Source organism: Paenibacillus sp. sgz302164, assembly GCF_056120505.1.
The window spans coordinates 357,214-373,842 of the sequence record NZ_JBVYOL010000001.1 but is presented as its reverse complement, the minus strand read 5'-3'; the positions used below and the strand labels follow the sequence as shown (position 1 = coordinate 373,842).

At 51.9% G+C, this 16,629-nt stretch carries 17 protein-coding genes; 5 read left to right on the top strand and 12 right to left on the bottom strand.

Annotated features, from left to right (window positions below; all coding sequences use genetic code 11):
- Window positions 1-698: 698 nt before the first annotated feature.
- From AC0LWT_RS01610 to AC0LWT_RS01585, 6 genes are all read right to left on the bottom strand, one after another.
- Complete coding sequence (locus tag AC0LWT_RS01610; RefSeq protein WP_474679456.1) at window positions 699-1,346, bottom strand: nitroreductase family protein; 648 nt, start codon at window positions 1,344-1,346, stop codon at window positions 699-701.
- Between the two features lie 67 nt (window positions 1,347-1,413).
- A complete protein-coding gene (locus tag AC0LWT_RS01605; protein WP_474679455.1) occupies window positions 1,414-2,505 on the bottom strand; it encodes an efflux RND transporter periplasmic adaptor subunit in 1,092 nt (363 codons plus the stop codon).
- 21 nt (window positions 2,506-2,526) lie between these two features.
- Entirely contained in the window at window positions 2,527-3,882 is a 1,356-nt protein-coding gene (locus tag AC0LWT_RS01600) for an ABC transporter permease (protein WP_474679454.1), read from the bottom strand.
- Entirely contained in the window at window positions 3,879-4,568 is a 690-nt protein-coding gene (locus AC0LWT_RS01595) for an ABC transporter ATP-binding protein (protein ID WP_474679453.1), read from the bottom strand. The genes AC0LWT_RS01600 and AC0LWT_RS01595 overlap by 4 nt, the downstream gene beginning before the upstream one ends.
- 50 nt (window positions 4,569-4,618) lie before the next feature.
- The gene (locus AC0LWT_RS01590) at window positions 4,619-5,809 is read right to left on the bottom strand and encodes an MFS transporter (RefSeq protein WP_474679452.1); all 1,191 of its coding nucleotides are present in this window, start codon (window positions 5,807-5,809) and stop codon (window positions 4,619-4,621) included.
- A complete protein-coding gene (locus AC0LWT_RS01585) occupies window positions 5,806-7,164 on the bottom strand; it encodes a multi antimicrobial extrusion protein MatE (RefSeq protein ID WP_474679451.1) in 1,359 nt (452 codons plus the stop codon). The genes AC0LWT_RS01590 and AC0LWT_RS01585 overlap by 4 nt, the downstream gene beginning before the upstream one ends.
- 179 nt (window positions 7,165-7,343) lie before the next feature.
- Here AC0LWT_RS01585 and AC0LWT_RS01580 point away from each other — a divergent pair, with 179 nt between their 5' ends.
- The 5 genes from AC0LWT_RS01580 (at window position 7,344) to serS (ending at window position 12,122) form a co-directional block, all read left to right on the top strand.
- Window positions 7,344-7,658, top strand: coding sequence for a hypothetical protein (locus tag AC0LWT_RS01580; RefSeq protein WP_474679450.1), 315 nt, complete (start codon window positions 7,344-7,346; stop codon window positions 7,656-7,658).
- A 177-nt stretch (window positions 7,659-7,835) separates the two neighbouring features.
- Window positions 7,836-8,468 carry a hypothetical protein gene (locus AC0LWT_RS01575; RefSeq protein ID WP_474679449.1) on the top strand — a complete coding sequence of 211 codons (633 nt, stop codon included), beginning with the start codon at window positions 7,836-7,838 and terminating at the stop codon, window positions 8,466-8,468.
- Window positions 8,469-8,499: 31 nt separating this feature from the next.
- Window positions 8,500-9,525, top strand: coding sequence for a tetraprenyl-beta-curcumene synthase family protein (locus tag AC0LWT_RS01570; RefSeq protein ID WP_474679843.1), 1,026 nt, complete (start codon window positions 8,500-8,502; stop codon window positions 9,523-9,525).
- Window positions 9,526-9,554: 29 nt separating this feature from the next.
- Complete coding sequence (pfkA, locus tag AC0LWT_RS01565) at window positions 9,555-10,523, top strand: 6-phosphofructokinase (RefSeq protein ID WP_474679448.1); 969 nt, start codon at window positions 9,555-9,557, stop codon at window positions 10,521-10,523.
- A gap of 303 nt (window positions 10,524-10,826) precedes the next feature.
- Entirely contained in the window at window positions 10,827-12,122 is a 1,296-nt protein-coding gene (serS, locus tag AC0LWT_RS01560; RefSeq protein WP_474679447.1) for a serine--tRNA ligase, read from the top strand.
- Window positions 12,123-12,181: 59 nt separating this feature from the next.
- On the opposite strand, the gene AC0LWT_RS01555 is transcribed toward serS, so the two are convergent.
- The 6 genes from AC0LWT_RS01555 to AC0LWT_RS01530 form a co-directional block, all read right to left on the bottom strand.
- Entirely contained in the window at window positions 12,182-13,357 is a 1,176-nt protein-coding gene (locus AC0LWT_RS01555) for a putative glycoside hydrolase (protein WP_474679446.1), read from the bottom strand.
- 148 nt (window positions 13,358-13,505) lie between these two features.
- Window positions 13,506-13,745 carry a Sec-independent protein translocase subunit TatA/TatB gene (locus AC0LWT_RS01550; RefSeq protein WP_474679445.1) on the bottom strand — a complete coding sequence of 80 codons (240 nt, stop codon included), beginning with the start codon at window positions 13,743-13,745 and terminating at the stop codon, window positions 13,506-13,508.
- 126 nt (window positions 13,746-13,871) lie between these two features.
- Window positions 13,872-14,066 (bottom strand): hypothetical protein, encoded by a 195-nt coding sequence (locus AC0LWT_RS01545; RefSeq protein WP_474679444.1) that lies wholly within the window; start codon window positions 14,064-14,066, stop codon window positions 13,872-13,874.
- Between the two features lie 142 nt (window positions 14,067-14,208).
- A complete protein-coding gene (locus AC0LWT_RS01540; protein WP_474679443.1) occupies window positions 14,209-15,060 on the bottom strand; it encodes a YitT family protein in 852 nt (283 codons plus the stop codon).
- Between the two features lie 68 nt (window positions 15,061-15,128).
- Window positions 15,129-15,851: a DUF4247 domain-containing protein gene (locus tag AC0LWT_RS01535; protein WP_474679442.1), complete on the bottom strand. Its 723-nt coding sequence runs from the start codon at window positions 15,849-15,851 to the stop codon at window positions 15,129-15,131.
- Window positions 15,852-15,897: 46 nt separating this feature from the next.
- Window positions 15,898-16,434: a DUF4178 domain-containing protein gene (locus tag AC0LWT_RS01530; protein WP_474679441.1), complete on the bottom strand. Its 537-nt coding sequence runs from the start codon at window positions 16,432-16,434 to the stop codon at window positions 15,898-15,900.
- Between the last annotated feature and the right edge of the window lie 195 nt (window positions 16,435-16,629).

The window sequence follows — 16,629 nt, the reverse complement described above, 5'->3', positions numbered from 1 at the left end:
CGGAAAAGCCTGCGATTGTGCAGGCTGCCCAGAATCCCCAACGGCCATAATCCAGAGCTGGTTGCACAGGTTGCGCGAGGAAAACCTGCAAAAGTACAGTTTTTTTCTCGGCTGTTACGCTGGCCACGAAAAATTCCTGCAATTGTGCAGGCTTTTCGCCGTGGACTGGGGCTTAGGTTCATTTTCATCGAAAATTCCTGCACAATTGCAGGGATTTCGCCAAAATGAACCCTTTTTAAGGAATAAGCCTGCGCTTTTGCAGGCTTTCTCGCTACCAAGTCGCCTTGTGTCCTCCCACATCAGCTACGCACCGTGCAGGAAAGGCGTTGGCTGGGGAAGAGTGGCTGTGCAGGTTTTCTACGCATGGTCAAGCGGATGTGCTGCCTCAAGTACGTGTTATGTGCTCGAGACCGACCGCCGTCATGCAGCAGCGAGCCGCGTACGGGGAGCTTCACGCACACACGGTGCGAAACAAGGGTCCGCATACCGTGTGGTCGACCGACCGCCGTCATGCAGCAGCGCGTCGCGTACGGGGAGCTTCACGCACACACTCGGTGCGAAACAAGGGTCCGCATGCCGTGTGGTCGACCGACCGCCGTCAAACAGCGCCGCACCGCAAACGGGGAGCTTCACTCGCACAATGCGGTGAAGCTCCCCGTTCGCGTTTTTCATGCTGTCGACGCTGAAGCCGGATCGGCTTAGTCGATGATTTGCAAAATCTCGTCGACTTCTTTTCGCGGCATTTTGCCTGGCTGCTCTTTGGGGTAGCCGAGCGAAATGACCATGTTGATTTGGAATTCCTGCGGAATATCCAAATAAGTATGAAGCTGCTCCTGTGCGAGCAGTACCGGCCCGGTCATCGGGCATGTAGCGAGCCCTTTGGCATGAGCGGCCAGCATGAGATTCTGGGCAGCGAGGCAGGAGCTTTTGATGCCTTCCTCAGCCCACACTTCTTCGCCGACCAATGCGATCGGATCGAAAATTTTGTCGCGAAACTTGGACGCGTACGGTGTAGCAAGGCAAATAATAAGAACAGGCGCGTCGGCAAACGCCGTAGCGTAAGGGCCGAAAGATCTGACCAGCATCCGGGCTTCGCGGCTCAGTCCTTTTTGCTCGGCTTCCGCCGCTTTGAGATGCAGTTGGTCCCAAGTGAGCTGCTCAATATGTTTGATCTTTTCTTTATTGCGAATCGCAATGAATTTCCACGTCTGCGAATTCGTATCGCTCGGCGCAAAGCGCGCGCAGTCAATAATTTCCAGGATATCGGAGACAGCGACCTCCTGGTCAGTAAAGTTCCGAATGCTCCGTCTTTCCACAACAATTTTCTTGAAATCATCATAGCTCATAAAAAGTGCAACCGCCTTTGAATTTTATTACTTGGTACTAAGACTATATCTTATTATAAGGCAGCAGCTACTGGAGCACAACCGTGTCGCCTTCGCCAAGCCCTTGCAGAACTTCCGTCTTCTCCGGCGTCTCCATGCCGATCGCGATGTCGCGCCGTTCGATTCCTTGCGCAGTTTGCAGCATGACGTAGTATGTATCTTTTTCCTGCTGGATGGCCAGCGTCGGTACTACGATAGCGCCGAGCTTTTTCTCGGTTTCAATCGTGCCTGACAAACTGAGCCCGGCGATCAACTGATCGTGAGGCTCCAGCGAAATCGTGACTTCGAACTGCGCCGAACCTGTGCCTTGATCGGTTCCGGATTTGGCGAACTTGGACACTTTTTCCACTTTTCCTTGCAGCTTCGTCTGCTTCAACGCGTCGACTTTCACTTGAACCGGCATGCCGGGTTTAATGCGAAACACATCAAACTCGCCGATCGTGCTCACAAGCTGCAGCTTGGTGATGTCGACGATTTTGCCGATGCGGACGCTTTCCTCGACCGACTGCGGGATTTTGGCCGAATCGTCGAACAGGAAAATGCCGTCTTCCGGGGCCATGAATGCCGCCTGCTTCACTTTCTCCAGCTTTTTGTTCAGTTGAAGCTGCGCCGATTCCGTGCTTACCGCGTTAAGCCGGTTTTGTATTTTGAGGCTTTCGGCGTCGGCGTAGCGCTGTCTGGCTTCAGCCTCGCTGACCGTAGAAGCTGCGGAAGCCGGGTCGCCGGAAGCTTTGAAGTTGGCGAGCTCCGACTCCAGTTGCTGTTTTTTGATGCTCGATTGCAGAGAGGAAATTTCGCTCAGGAGCGGCGTCGCGTCAAGCTCGAACATTTGCTCGCCCTTTTTTATCTGCGATCCCTCCGATACGTTCCAGGTTTTAATTTCGCCGGTAAAAGGCGCGTAGATTCGGGTTTCTTTCTGGTAAGAAGATTTCCCTTTTACTTCGATGCTGTTGCTCAAATCTTCTTTAGTCACCTTGAATTGCAGCTGAGTGCCGGCAGCGGCTTGGCCGGCTCCGCCGTTTGGCGCCGATCCGGGATGGCTGGATATGTATAAAAAGCCGCTGATCCCGCAGATCACGACGGCGGCGACGATCAGCGCGCCGATTTTCTTTTTTTTCATTGCGGTCATTCTCCTATTTTCCTATTCTCGTTTAATCGCAGTCAAAGCATCGGTCCGCGACGCCTTAACGGCAGGGTACAACCCGGAAAGAACCCCGGTCAAAATGGCGAAAAACATCCCCACAGGCAAAATCCAAAAATTGATAAACAAAATTTCCGCCTGTTCGGGCGATCCGCCGCTCTGGAATTTGATTATGATCAGATTGATCCCCCAGATGACCCAGTACGACAGCACGATGCCGACCGTGCCCCCAAGCATGCCGAGCAGAGACGACTCCACGATGAACATGTTGCGGATCTGTTTTAAGTTTGCTCCGAGCACTTTCATGATGCCGATCTGACGGCGTCGCTGGTGCGTAGACATTGTCATGGCGACAACGATGGAAATGGAGGCTACCAGCAGCACAAATAAGCCGACACCGGTCAAAAGCAGCCGGATGATCGCGAATTGGCCCTTCATGCGGTCTTCCTGGTACAAATTGGATTGGGTTTGCAGGCGCAGCTTCTTGATCAGATCTTCCACTTCTTTGACATTGGAGCTGCTGTCGACTTTTACCTTAACCTTGGAATAGGAGTAAGCGTTGCTCACGGAAGTTTTTCCGGTCATCTGCAAAATTTTGCGGCCCATTTCAGGCGAAACATAGGCCAACTTTTCGCCTAACAGCATGTAATCGGGCAGCCCTTCCGGTTTTTTCAGCACCCCGGCTACGCGCAATGGTATTTCGACGGCAGGTTTGGCGGCCGCTCCCGTATTGCCCTGGCTGTCGTTTTGGAAATTCGTATTTTTGATGACGATTTGCTTTTGATAAAGCGGGTACGGAATAGTCTCCATTTTTCTTATTGTATCGAACGTTTCCTGCGAAGGATTTTGCTGCAAAAGCTTAGCGCGGGCTTTTTGCGCTTTTTCATCCAAAACGCCAAGCGTGGCGCTGTAGCCCAGGATGATGCCGTTATCGCGGTCGGACACGCCGCCCTGTTGAAACTTGGCGTCAAAATCTTGCAGCGTATCGAGCTCCGTAGCGACGATTGTCAGATTCCAGCCCTGCTTGCCGTCATCGACCGTAAATTGAAACTGCTGCAAGTCCTGAAAGCTTGCCACCGATTTCACATGCGGAAACGTGCGGATCAGATCGAGTTTCGCTTTCGTAATTTTGGCCGGGCTGTTCGGATCGTCGGACTGGTCGGTAACCGTAATTTCGTCCGTTTTCAAAAAATAGCTCATCTGTTTCTGGCTGTAATGCTGGATCGACTCGCCGAAAGCGAGGGCGACCATAATGGACGCGGACCCGATCGCGATGCCGACCGCGCACAGGGCGGTAACTACCTTGCGCCGCTGCAACTGATCCCAGCCGAGACGAACATAATCTTTCATTTTCATCCGTCCGCACCGTCCTGACCGTCCTCAATCATATACCCGTCGCGGAGCTGCAAAATGCGCTGCGTCCGGCTGGCGACCTCGTGCTCGTGCGTGACGATGACGAAAGTGATGCCCGAATCCCGGTTTAAGCGGATCAGCAGATCGATGATTTCCGTCTCCGTCTTCGTATCCAGATTGCCGGTAGGCTCGTCCGCAAATACGATCGCCGGACTCGTAATAAGCGACCGGGCGATACTGACGCGCTGCTGCTGGCCGCCGGACAACTGCGAAGGGAACAGCTCGGATTTGTCGCCGATGCCGACGTGATGCAGCAGTTCCATCGCTCTTTCTTTTCTGGCCTTGGGCGCGAAGCTTTGAAAGACAAGCGGAAGCTCGACATTTTCTCTCACGGTTAAATGCGGAATTAATTCATAAGATTGGAAAATAAAACCGATATGAGTTCTGCGGAATTCCGCCAACCGGTTTTCGTTCATTCGCTCAATCGCTTGTCCGGCTATGAGAATGCTTCCTTTGGTCGGTTTCATCAGCCCTGCCATGAGATTCAGCAGCGTCGATTTGCCCGAGCCCGAACTGCCGAGAAGCGCGACCATTTCCCCTTTTTGCACCCGAAAGTTAAGCTCGTGAAGAACCGCCGTTTCCTCCATACCGGTCCGAAAGCTGTGAGACAACCGTTCAACGGCTAACACTTGATCAACCTCCTACGTGATTGGATGCCGGACGAATCCGGCCCCGGTACTTACTGCGAAGCCATGTTACCGTCAGAAGGGATGTTGTCGTTTTGCAGCAAATGCGTGCCCAGAAATCCGATTCCCGCCAAAAACGACATGCACGCTCCCGCGATATAAAGGGTGCTTCCGCCCCATTGCCCGAATATCCAGCCGCCGAACGTTCCGCTGATGATCCCTGCGACACTCGACCATGTAGTTGCAAAGATCGCCTGGCCGGAAGCGCGGTATTCGTCTGGGATTATTTGCTGCAAGTAGCGGATGGCCGTAAACAGAAAAATGCCGAATGTCAGGCTGTGAAGCACCTGTATGCCGATAATCCATGTCGGATTGTGCACAAAGCCCATCATCAGGAAGCGAATCGTATACACGATGCCCGCGAAAGCGAGCAGTGGCAGTTCCTTGAACCTGTGCCCGTGCTTGCTGAGAAAGAAGAAAACGGGAATTTCGCTCAGCGCCGACGCCGTCCATGCATAGCCGATAATCGAATCGGAAGCTCCGAGCTGCCGCATATACAGCGCCAAAAATCCGTCGTTAAAGCGATGCGCGACCGACATCACGACAATGAGCGTCAGGAACCAGACGAATCTTCGCGAACGGATGATGCGGACCATCCCGCCGAACTCCATCTTTTTGCCGTTTCTCCGGACATCTTTGAGCAGGATGGCAAGTACGAGAGAAGCGATGATCGTCATTACGCAGAGCGCAGGCATCAGGCCCGAACCGTAAGTTTTCAGCAGCAAACCGAAAAAGCACGCGGCAAAAGCAAACCCGATCGACCCCCATATCCGAAACGAAGCATAGCTTGCCCCGCTCGTTTGAACGTGAAGCATCAACTGGCTGTCGTTGAGAGAGTTCACAGGCTGCTGGAAAAAGAAAAACAAGGCCAGGCATACGTACAACAGCGCGAACCATTCCGAAGTGAAGACGAATACGGAGGCGAGAAGTTGTCCGACGATCAGAATGATCATGATTTTCTTGACGGTTTGATACTTGTCGCTCACGAATCCCCACAGCAGGTTGGCTGCGATGCCGATCATCGGGCCGATCGAATAGAGCACGCCGATCTGGATTTTGCTGTAGCCTTTATAATCGAAGTACAGCGGAAAAAACGTGACGACAATCCCCATCGTCATAAAGAAGGAAAACGTGAACAATTTTAACAGTAAATTATTGGACTTCATAGACATAGACGTAATCATAGACGCAAATCACTCGATTTCGTTAAAATATTTTTTTTGCCCAAGGGCGTATCGCCGGGAGCCGTTTTCTTGAGCATGTACAAAACGACCGCAAGCTCCGCCAGCATGCCGACGGACTGCGCCAAAGCGCCGATCACGCCGTTCCACTCCGGAGTGAACAATACCGCCGCGATCAAGGTCAGCACGGTAATGATTGCGTTGGCGGATTGGGAGGCGACCATAACTTTCGTCTGCCCCCTCAGCATAATAATCCCGTTCCCGTAATCCAGCCAGGGAAATACGAGCGTCATGATCATAAAAACGCGCAGCGCGCTAAGGCTTGCCTCCATCAGCTCGGCGTTAACCCCCATGATATGGGTCATAAACCAAGGCCCGAGAGGCGTGTAGCCAAGCACGGCAATTAACGAAGCGGGTATAAAGCTGAGCACGAGCGAAAACTGAAAAACGGTTGCCGGATCTTTTCGGTAAAAGTTCAACACAATTTGATGGATATAAGAAAAAAAGCTCATTACAAGCTGGCACAGACTGCTTGCAATGGCGAACGAGGCGATAGCCAAATGAATATGAGTCGTTTTCCCCAGCATCGCATTGATGGCGGGGCCGATAATGACGGCGATGCATGATGAATACAAGAGCGGTCTATAGAAGCCGAAAATTTGCTTCTTCGTTTCGATTTGATGCTGCGGCGCCTTCTCGGGTATTACTTTTTTCAGGAGGGAGCCGCCTTCCCAGATGCTGACCGCCGCTTCGATCATCATGCCGACGAGGAAAATGATGGCGCCGACCCGGCCGCTGGTCACTTGATCGGTGGCGATAAAATACAGCGACAGCAAGTACATGGCGAGCAGTCTGACCCCCATTCCGATCGTCAGCCATTTGGTCCGCATATTGAAAATGATGATGCCGTGAAACAAGCAGCGCAAGCCGGAGAAAATGCTCACATACATCAAAATCCGGTACACGCTGATGATAGGCCCGAGCAATTCGTTTTCGACCCCGAATAAATAAAGAAACACCCATTCCCCAATAGGTGTGTAGCAAATGAACAATCCGATTATAAGGATGCCGGCAAATACGTACGCGCTCACCGCACTCATGGCGCGGAACGAGACTCTGTCGCGCACCAGGGCCGAGCAGGTCTGTCTGAGCAGTACGACGGGCTTTTCCGTCAAACCCAGCAGGCTCAAAGGCAGGGCATAACTGGCAATGATAAATTCCGGGTTGGCGGCTCTTGCCAGCGTGCTGTTAATGATGACGTGCGAAAGGGTAACGAGCGTTGCAGAAAGGCCGAGCGGCAAAAAAAAGAAGCTGAGCTGTTTCCATGTGACCGAATTGCTTTGCGACGTAGCTGACATCTTTGATCTCTCCTAACCATATGTTCCCTTTGTAAACGTTATTCTAGTATAGCAGAAAATGAAATCCGGTTGACACACAAATTTGACTGGAAGCCGGGAGCTTGAAGTGTTACAGTTAAAGATAAGAACGTGAACAGCGATATGCAGCCAGTTTTTCTGCAAGGAGGGTTTGACCGACGATGGATTGCTTTTTTCGATACGATGAGCGGCTGGGTATTGAAATCCCTGCGCTTGAGAGCGAGTGGGAGACCTATACGCCGGAGGAGCGCTCGCACATATTGCTTCGATGGGAGCAGATTCGAGGTTATATTCCTGACCGGATCCATAAGCTGGAGGCGGTCATTATTGTGAAGCAAAACAAGCTGGATCAGGAAGACGATTTTCCCGCATCCTGCCGGCTGAATTCGGAGATCGCGGAGCTAGCCAGCACGATCAACGATCTGCACCTCTGGTTCAGGGTCAATCAGGATCTGGAAACGAAAGTGCACTTGTAACGGCCAAAATGGCGGCGGACGATCGCCCGTGCGTGCCCATCTGCGGATTTATGTTTACCAAGCTCATGTTTGCCTATTTTGTTTGTGGGATTGGAAATATTTACCAATCAGTTCCGCGAAGCAGGATTTGGCAAACTTCCTCTCATACAAGGCTGGTTCTAGGAAGGAGTAGCTTACATGCATAGCAAAAAAGCGGAAGAAGATTGGCTGGACTCGATTGCGAAGCCGTTGCTGGAGCATCTCCCATCTCTTTATCCGACAGAAATGTGGGATGCGGAGCTGGATACGCGTATTGAAGCGTTATTATTGGACAAAATTACCAAAGGACACATAGATAAGGATTCATACGCACCGGCGATCAAAGCCGGCCTTCATCTGCTGAATGAAAGTCTCGACAAATCGCACGATATTGCCCAGGAAATTACGAACGCTACCGGAAGCTACTGGCACGGCTTGATGCACCGTATGGAAGGCGATTACAGCAATGCGAAGTACTGGTTCAACGATGCCGGCCATCATCCTATTTTTACCCAGCTTACGAATTGTGTAAGGAATCATCTGGCTTTGAAAGATTTGGCGGAAATGGAAAATGAGGCGCTGCGAAGTAAGCTGGAAGTGCTCATTACTTCGCCGGTATGGAATCCGTATGTGTTCACCGACGCGGTCGAGCTTCAGGTGGCGCATGTGCAGAACCCGACTGTCGAAGATTGGCTAAGGCACATCCAGCGTTACGAAATGCAGCTGCTGCTGCAGTATGGCTATGAACAAATTTGTGGAGGAAGTTTGCTTGAAGCAATTGGACAGAAATAAGAGGAAAGTTCCGCAAGGGCCGTTCAAACTGATGACCAGGGTGTACAGGTACATCTTGCCCGAGGTGGAAGGCCAGCTCGCGATTTGGCGGCAAGCCGCCGGGCAAATTCCCGATCAGGAACTGCGTACTCAAGCTATGGCCAGCATTGCCGCCAAGCGGTTTCACTGTCAGGGCGGAGCCGTGTACGCTGCAGCCAACCTGCCGATGCGGCATATTTTAATTCCTTTAATTGTCGCTTTCCAGACGATCAGCGATTATTTGGACAATTTGTGCGACCGCAGCACATCGCTCGATCCCCAAGACTTCCGGCAGCTGCACCAGTCGATGCTGGATGCGATTGACCCGTCGGCACCGCTTCACGACTACTATGCTTTCCGCAAGGAGAAAGAAGACGGGGGATACTTGTCCGAACTGGTCAAGACGTGCCAATCGTGCATTTGCCTGCTGCCTTCCTATTCGCTTGCCGCCGATCAAATTCGGCTGCTCGTCGGGCTGTATTGCGATTTGCAGGTGTACAAGCATATTCGCAAAGATCTTCGGGAGTCCGAGCTGCTGGGCTGGTGGGACAAGCACCGGGCCGATTACGGACAATTGGACTGGAATGAATTTGCCGCCGCAACCGGATCTACGCTCGGCGTATTTATGTTTTTTCTGGCTGCCTGCGAGCCTCACTTGAAGCGGGAAGAGGTCGTACATATTCGCGAGGCGTACTTTCCTTATGTGTGCGGGCTGCACATTTTGCTCGATTATTTGATCGATCAGGAAGAGGATCTGGCAGGCGGGGACCTGAACTTCTGCAGCTATTACGCTTCGATGGACGCAACTGTGGAGCGCATTGCGTTCATTGCCCAGGAAGCGAGGGATAAAATTTTGTGCTTGGAACATCCGCGATTTCATCGTATGATAATTGAGGGCTTGCTTGCCCTCTATTTGTCTGATCCGAAGGTTAGGAGCCAGCGGCAAGTGCAACAAATATCCAGGCGTCTTATGAAAAATAGTCCGCTCACCCGGTTATTTTTCTGGCTAAATAGCATGTATATAAGAACGACATCATGAAAGATGGATAATTCGGAGGAGGAAAAGAAATGTCAGCAGTAAAATCGATAGCAGTATTAACAAGCGGAGGCGACTCACAGGGGATGAATGCGGCCGTTCGCGCCGTCGTCAGGAGCGCACTGTTCCACGGGCTCGATGTATATGCCGTCCAGCGCGGGTACAGCGGACTCATCAACGATGACATCCGCAAAATGGATTTGCGCAGTGTCGGCGACATTATCCAGCGCGGAGGAACGATATTGCAAACGGCCCGCTGCAAGGAGTTTTTGACGCTGGAAGGCCAACAGGTCGGCGCCGAAAACTTGCGCAAGCGGGGCATCGACGGTCTGGTGGTCATCGGCGGAGACGGTTCTTATCAAGGAGCGAACAAGCTCAGCAAGCTCGGCATCAAAACGATGGGGCTGCCCGGAACGATTGACAACGACATTCCGTTCACCGATTTCACGATCGGATTCGATACGGCTGTCAGCATCGTTGTTGACGCGATCAACAAGCTGCGCGACACGATGACTTCCCACGAGCGTTCTTCGGTCGTCGAGGTAATGGGCCGTCATTGCGGAGAGATCGCGCTGTATGCGGGTCTTGCCAGCGGAGCGGAGACGATTCTCGTTCCGGAAGTGCCATTCGACATCGATGAAGTGGCGAGCCGGATGAAGGAGAACTTCTCCCACGGCAAGCGCCACAGCATCATCCTCGTTGCGGAAGGCGCCGGAACCGGTGAAGGCATCGCCCGGCAAATTACGGACCGCAACGGCATCGAACCGCGCGTGACGGTGCTCGGTCATATTCAACGCGGCGGCACGCCTACGCATAACGACCGCATTTTGGCCAGCCAGCTCGGCGACTTTGCCGTCCGTAAGCTGATGGAAGGCGACTCGTCCAAAGCATGCGGCGTCATCAAGGGCGAACTGGTAGCGACGGACATCGATCTTGTAGTCAATACGAAACGGCAGTTTAATACGGAATTGTACGAGTTGGCTCAACGTTTGTCCCAATAAACGACTGACTAATAAGCAACAGCAAGCTTGAAAATAAGGCAGCGTTCCGCTATAATAATCTAATCATTTTTAAATCGACATTATGTCAATGAAGAGCTTCCAACTCGGAGACGCTCATGACCGGAACGGCAGCCGCATTCATGCCGTTCTCTAAATAAGCCGGTACCGCCCGTTATCGCGGAAACCAAGCGGATGACAGAACGCGATTCTGTTCATCAAGTTGGGTGGCACCGCGAGCAGAACGCTCCTCGTCCCAATCGGAGAGGAGCGTTCTTTGTCTTTTTTAGAAAAGGAGCGGTGTACATGACGGACATGAAATGGATTCGCAAACATCGGGAGGAATTGTCGGCTTCTGCGAAGCGCAGGGGTATGGACTTCCCGATCAAGCCTTTGCTTGCCCTGGATGACGAGCGGAGAGAGCTGCTCGTCCATGTGGAGGAGCTTCGCGCCAGGCGCAACAAGCTGTCGGCCGACATAGCGGGCTTGCTCGCCGGGAAGCAAACCGGGCCGGCTGAGCTCGCCAAGGCGCAGGTCAAGGAGCTGAACATAATTTTAGCCGGTTATGAGGCGAGAATGGGCAGCCTGGAGCAAGAGCTGCGGGATCGGCTGCTTACGGCGCCGAACGTCATATCCGCAGATACGCCGGATGGGGCATCCGATGCGGATAATACGGTCGTCAAAGTTGTCGGCAGTCTGCCGGCTTTTGATTTTGAACCGAAAGATCATGTCCGGCTTGGTGAGGAACTGGATCTGTTCGATATTCCCCGCGGTGTAAAGACGGCCGGTACGCGCAATTATTATTTGAAGGGGATGGGACTGTATTTGCACAGAGCCGTTCAGCAGCTGGCGCTGGATTATTTGGCGGACCGCGGGTACACGGTTATGGACGTTCCGTTGATGGTTCGCGAGGAAATGCTGGTGGGCACCGGCTTTTTCCCGGCGGGCAAAGATCAGACGTACGAGCTGAAGGATGAAAATAAATGGCTCGCAGGAACTTCGGAAGCTCCGCTCATTTCCTATTTTGCGGGGGAAGTGATCGACTTGTCCGGTGGACCGATCCGCCTGGCAGCAGTTTCCAATTGCTTTCGAAAGGAAGCCGGTTCGGCGGGCAAAGATGTCCGCGGTTTATACCGGGTTCATCAATTCGCCAAAGTGGAGCAGGTGGTGTTCTGCGAACATGATTTGGACGCCGCCGAAGAAATGTTGGCGCAATTGGTCGGGCACGCGGAAGAAATTCTGCGGCTGCTGGAGCTCCCTTACCGCATCGTGGCCGTATGCGCAGGGGATTTGGCGGCAAAAAATTATAAGCAATTCGATATCGAGACGTGGATGCCGAGCCGCCAACATTACGGAGAAACACATTCGGCCTCCAGCTTGCTTGACTATCAGGCAAGACGGAGTGGCATCCGTTACAGGGATCGCGACGGCGCGCTGCAGTACGCCTATACGCTCAACAATACGGCGGTGGCTTCGCCCCGCATTCTGATCCCGCTTATCGAGAATCATCAGCAGGCCGATGGCTCGCTGCATGTGCCCGAGGCGCTTAGGCCTTATATGAGAGGCGTCCGTCGCATCGTGAATCCCGGCAATATGAAATAATGCGCAAAAAACACCCTGAAAGCTTTAGCGAGCCGTTCAGGGTGTTTGATATTGGACGTTTAGTAATTGACGTCAGGCGTGTAGTTGTTATTGGCGTTCCACAGGAGGAATTCATCGACGCCGTTGTCTTTAAGGGCGCGAATCTGTTCTTCCACCTCTTTTTTGCCGTATTTGATATGGCCCGGAACCCATGAAGCGGTAAAATCCTGAATCCATGGCCGGATGATCGGCTTCAGGCCGAGCTTGTCGATAGCTTCCAGCTTCTTGTTCGTATCGATGGAAGCGCCGTTGATGGTGGCGTAAGGCGCCGCGTCCGGAACCTTGCTTCCGAACCAGCCGGTGCTGTAATGGCTTGGATAAATCATCGGGCTGATGACATCGACATTTTGCGAAATTTTCTCGAAATCCTGGCCGATGCCTTCTGCTGCGGGAACGGAAGCCGCATAGCCGAATATGTCTACGGAAACTCTGACGCCTAACGGCTGCAGCTGTTCTTTGGCATACTTGACAAAGGATGCGACAGCTTCGATGCGCTGCCGGTCATCTTTCGTGTACTTGAGAGTATCAGCTCTTTTCTCAAAACCTTCCGGGAAGCGCACGTAATCGAATTGAATTTCTTTAAATCCGGCTTTCACGGCTTCCTTTGCAACGGCAATATTGTAATCCCATACTTCTTTCATGTAAGGATTGACAAAGCTGTCCGGCGGATTTTTGCCGTTGCCCCATAGCGTTCCGTCAGGATTGACGAAAGAAAGCTCCGGTTTTTTCTTGGCCAGCAAGGTGTCTTTGAAGACGACGATGCGTCCGATCGGATAAATGTTGTGTTCGTTCAGGGTGCCCATCAGCTTCGGCATATCGGGAATAATCTTTTGCGTTGTGCCCATGGCATCCAGATCGGGATTGCCGGTTTCCCAGGTTATGTAGCCCCAATCATCTTTCAGATCAATGACGAGAGAATTTAGTTCGGTGTCATCCAACAATTTGACGAGCGTATTCAGGCGGCTGCCTCCGGCGCTGTGAGCGGTAGCGTAAATGCCTTTTACTTTCGGCGCGTTTTTTTGCGGATCTTGCTTGTTGACGGGAATTAAGGGATCGGTTCCTTGCTGCGGCGCGGTTTGAACGATAGCGTTCTTGGCATCAAGAGAAGCCTGAACCAGTTGTTCAAAGTCGGCATTCGGGTTTGCGGTTGCTACATTGCCCCAGAGCATCACTAGCGAAGCGAGTAAAATTTCCATGAAGAATAAGTCCTCTCCCATCTATCAATCTAGTTACTATTATAATGCAAGCAAGTTTTTCCGCACAGAGGAAATTTGTAGAGCTTTGGAGAAACATGCGCTAAAAAAACAAAAACACCCGGATAGCAGAAAAGCCGGGTGTTTGTCTTTACTTTTGAACTTGTCCCGATTCGGGTTGCGATTGCGAATGCGATACTTCAGCGGGGTTGATCTCTTTGCGAGGCGGCTGCTCTTCTGAAGAGTTGCCGTTATTTCCGCTCGTAGCGTCTTTGAACTCCCGAAACATTTTACCGAAACCGCGACCGAGCTCAGGCAGCTTGTTAGGCCCGAACAGAAGCAGTGCTACAATTGCAATCAATATGACGTGCCATGGAGAAAAAGCACCCATGATAACACCTCCAAATTTCATCTGATCCTATCATACCACGATCTTGCCGGAAACTATACACTTTATTTACCGCAAAAATCAAATTTTCTTCGAACATCCGCAGCATATTGCGCAAAAAAGACGCCCTTAGTGGTAAAAGGCGTCTTTGTGGTGTTCCGTAATGCTGAATTGAATAATTTCCATCACATCTTCCGCGTCGAGCGCCTCTAATCCGTACCGCAGTACGATCTCGGATTCCAGCTCATTGCTGGTGAGAAAGGGGTACAACTCGGGCGTTAATTTCATCACAATCCTGGACAACTTGACAGTCTCCACAAGCATCACCCTTCCAATCAGAAGATTAGAAAATGACTTACGCCTGAATCGTTGTGATCAAACCAGAACTATATGAAATTACAATTCATATTATAGCACGAAAATTGCGTTTGTAGATAGAGGCTGCTTTCACAATGGTTTCAAAAAACTACCCGGGTTTGCGGAATTCTCCAAGAACGCCGACCGTTTCAACGATGTTGACAAAAGCTTTCGGATCGGTTTCCTTGACGATCCGTTTCAGTTCAACCAGCTCGTAGCGCGTCGTGACCGTCATCAGCATGTCGTGCTGCTTATGGGTATAAGCGCCTTCGGTTTTAATCAGTGTAACGCCCCGCGCCAGCAGCAGCAGCCGTTTGAGAAGCTCTTCCTTTCGCATCGTGACGATAAAGGCAGTTACTTTAACGTACCGGATATGTATGGTATCGACGACTTTGCCGCTGATATAAATGGCGAGCATCGAATACAGCGCAAGATCCCAGTCCTGCTTCAAATAACCGAGCACAACGATGACAAGACCGTTCAGGCAGGAGATGACCGCACCGAGAGGAAAATCAAATCTGCGGGTCAAAATAGAGCCGATAATATCGAAGCCGCCGGTGGATCCGCCGGTTCTCAACGTGATGCCGCTGCCGATTCCGATCAGCACGCCTCCGAACACAGCGCCGAGAATCGGCGCTTGCGCCATTGAGCTCGTCGGCACGGCCTGCATCATTAAGGTCGTCATAATGACGGAGATGACGCTGATTGCAATGAATCTTTTGCCGATCGCGAGCAGCCCCCAAATGATAAGCGGCATATTAAACAGCAGGTATAACATCCCGATATTCCAGTGCGTCACATATCCGACCAGCATCGCTACCCCGGATACGCCGCCGCTCAGCAGTTGGTGAGGGATGAGAAACAGGTTAAAGCCCGCGGCGATCAGCAGCGCGCCGAGCAGGATGACGATAGCGTCGAACGCTTTTTTCAAAACAACCACCTCTACGATAGTATGCGGCATCAAGCAAGTATCATTCATTGCGCAAAAAAGCCGCGTCTCAGAATAGAGACGCAGCTTTGGTACATGAATCAACGCCTTTTGAAAGAGCCTGAACGCGTGCTTGTGCTCGGCTTGCTGCCGGAAGGCTTCGTTACCTTGTTTTGAGTCGAGCCGTCGTTCTTGCGCGACGTAGAGCTGCTGCCGCTGTTCTCCCCGCCCGGGTTCACTCCGGACGTGCTTCCCGAAGAACCCGTACCCGTTTTGAAGCTCCCGGTCCGGTCTGACGTCGTCGGCTGCTTCGCTTTCGAATTATCCGTTGTCGGCGGATTCGCCGTCGTGCCGCCTCCCGAGCTGTACGTCGGGGTCCGGGTATACCCGCGGTAATCGTAATCGCGGTGGCTGTTAAACCAGCCGCCGCCCATTACCGACTGCAGCAGCGCCGCCGTCAAAAAGCCCTGAAGAAACGAGGAGTCATAATGCTCCTTGGCGTATTGAACCGAGTCGACTTCAACCAGCGTGTTGTTGCTGTCCTTCGGGTCTTTTTGCACGTTAATCACTTTATCGTTATAGAGCAGGAACATCTGATCTTCGGATTCCTTGCTCTTTTCTTTCGGGTTCTCTTGAGCGGCCAGCTCGGCTGCGACGGCGGGAACGTTCTTGCCTTCCACCGAGTAAACCTTTTGCAGATTGCTTCCCTTACCGTCCACACTTACAAGAGGATATTGGTCTTTCACGTATTTTCCCGCGTCTCCGCAGGCAGTCAGAAGAGATATGATAAGCACAAATGCGACCCATGCCGTCCACTTTTTCATACCGGTATCCCTCCCTTCCGAAGTATTCAACCGCGCCTCGGCAGTATCAAGGCGTCGATTTTAGGAACTTGATCTGGTTGCCCGGAGTGCGTTCGCCCTCCATGGCGACGAATTTGCCGTCCTGCCACTGCAGGAAGAAAAATCGGTTGTCGGGTCCGAAATAGCGCCAGAACATGACGTCGTCGCCGCTCCGGAAATCGGTGCTTCCTTCCGTCCGGGACACATCGCCGCGGTAATGTTCAAGCTCAAAGACGGCATCTCCGTCAAGTTCCAGACGGGAAGGCACATCGTTCGGATCGTCGAGCGCGCCCTCGATAAAGCTGCAAATAAAGCAATCGTAAGTGCGGCCTTTTTCCACGATCAGGCATTGAATGTTTTTGCCGCTTTGCAAATAGTATGCGTAGCGGTGAGGCGCAAATCCGCGGTCAAAGTAAACAACTTTTCCAGAAATTACGTACTCTTCGAGATCTACATTAACAATATCGCCGACGCGCGCGTCTTCGAGGGGATTCGCTGACGCGGCAGGCGCCGGTTCTTGTTTTTGGCTTCGTAAAATGTTGCTCACTCGTTTAAATATGGACATAAGAAAACGCTCCTCTTAATCGTATAGGTTCTTATATGTTATACGTTTAGGGTATGCGTTAGGTTTCGTTAACATCAGCAAAGATCCTCTGGAAATATTCTTGCAATCTGTGATATAATATTCGAGATATTCTTAAGGGCGGCCGGTTGGATCATGGATGATGTGAATCGAAAGTGTATTCCACTTAAAACTATA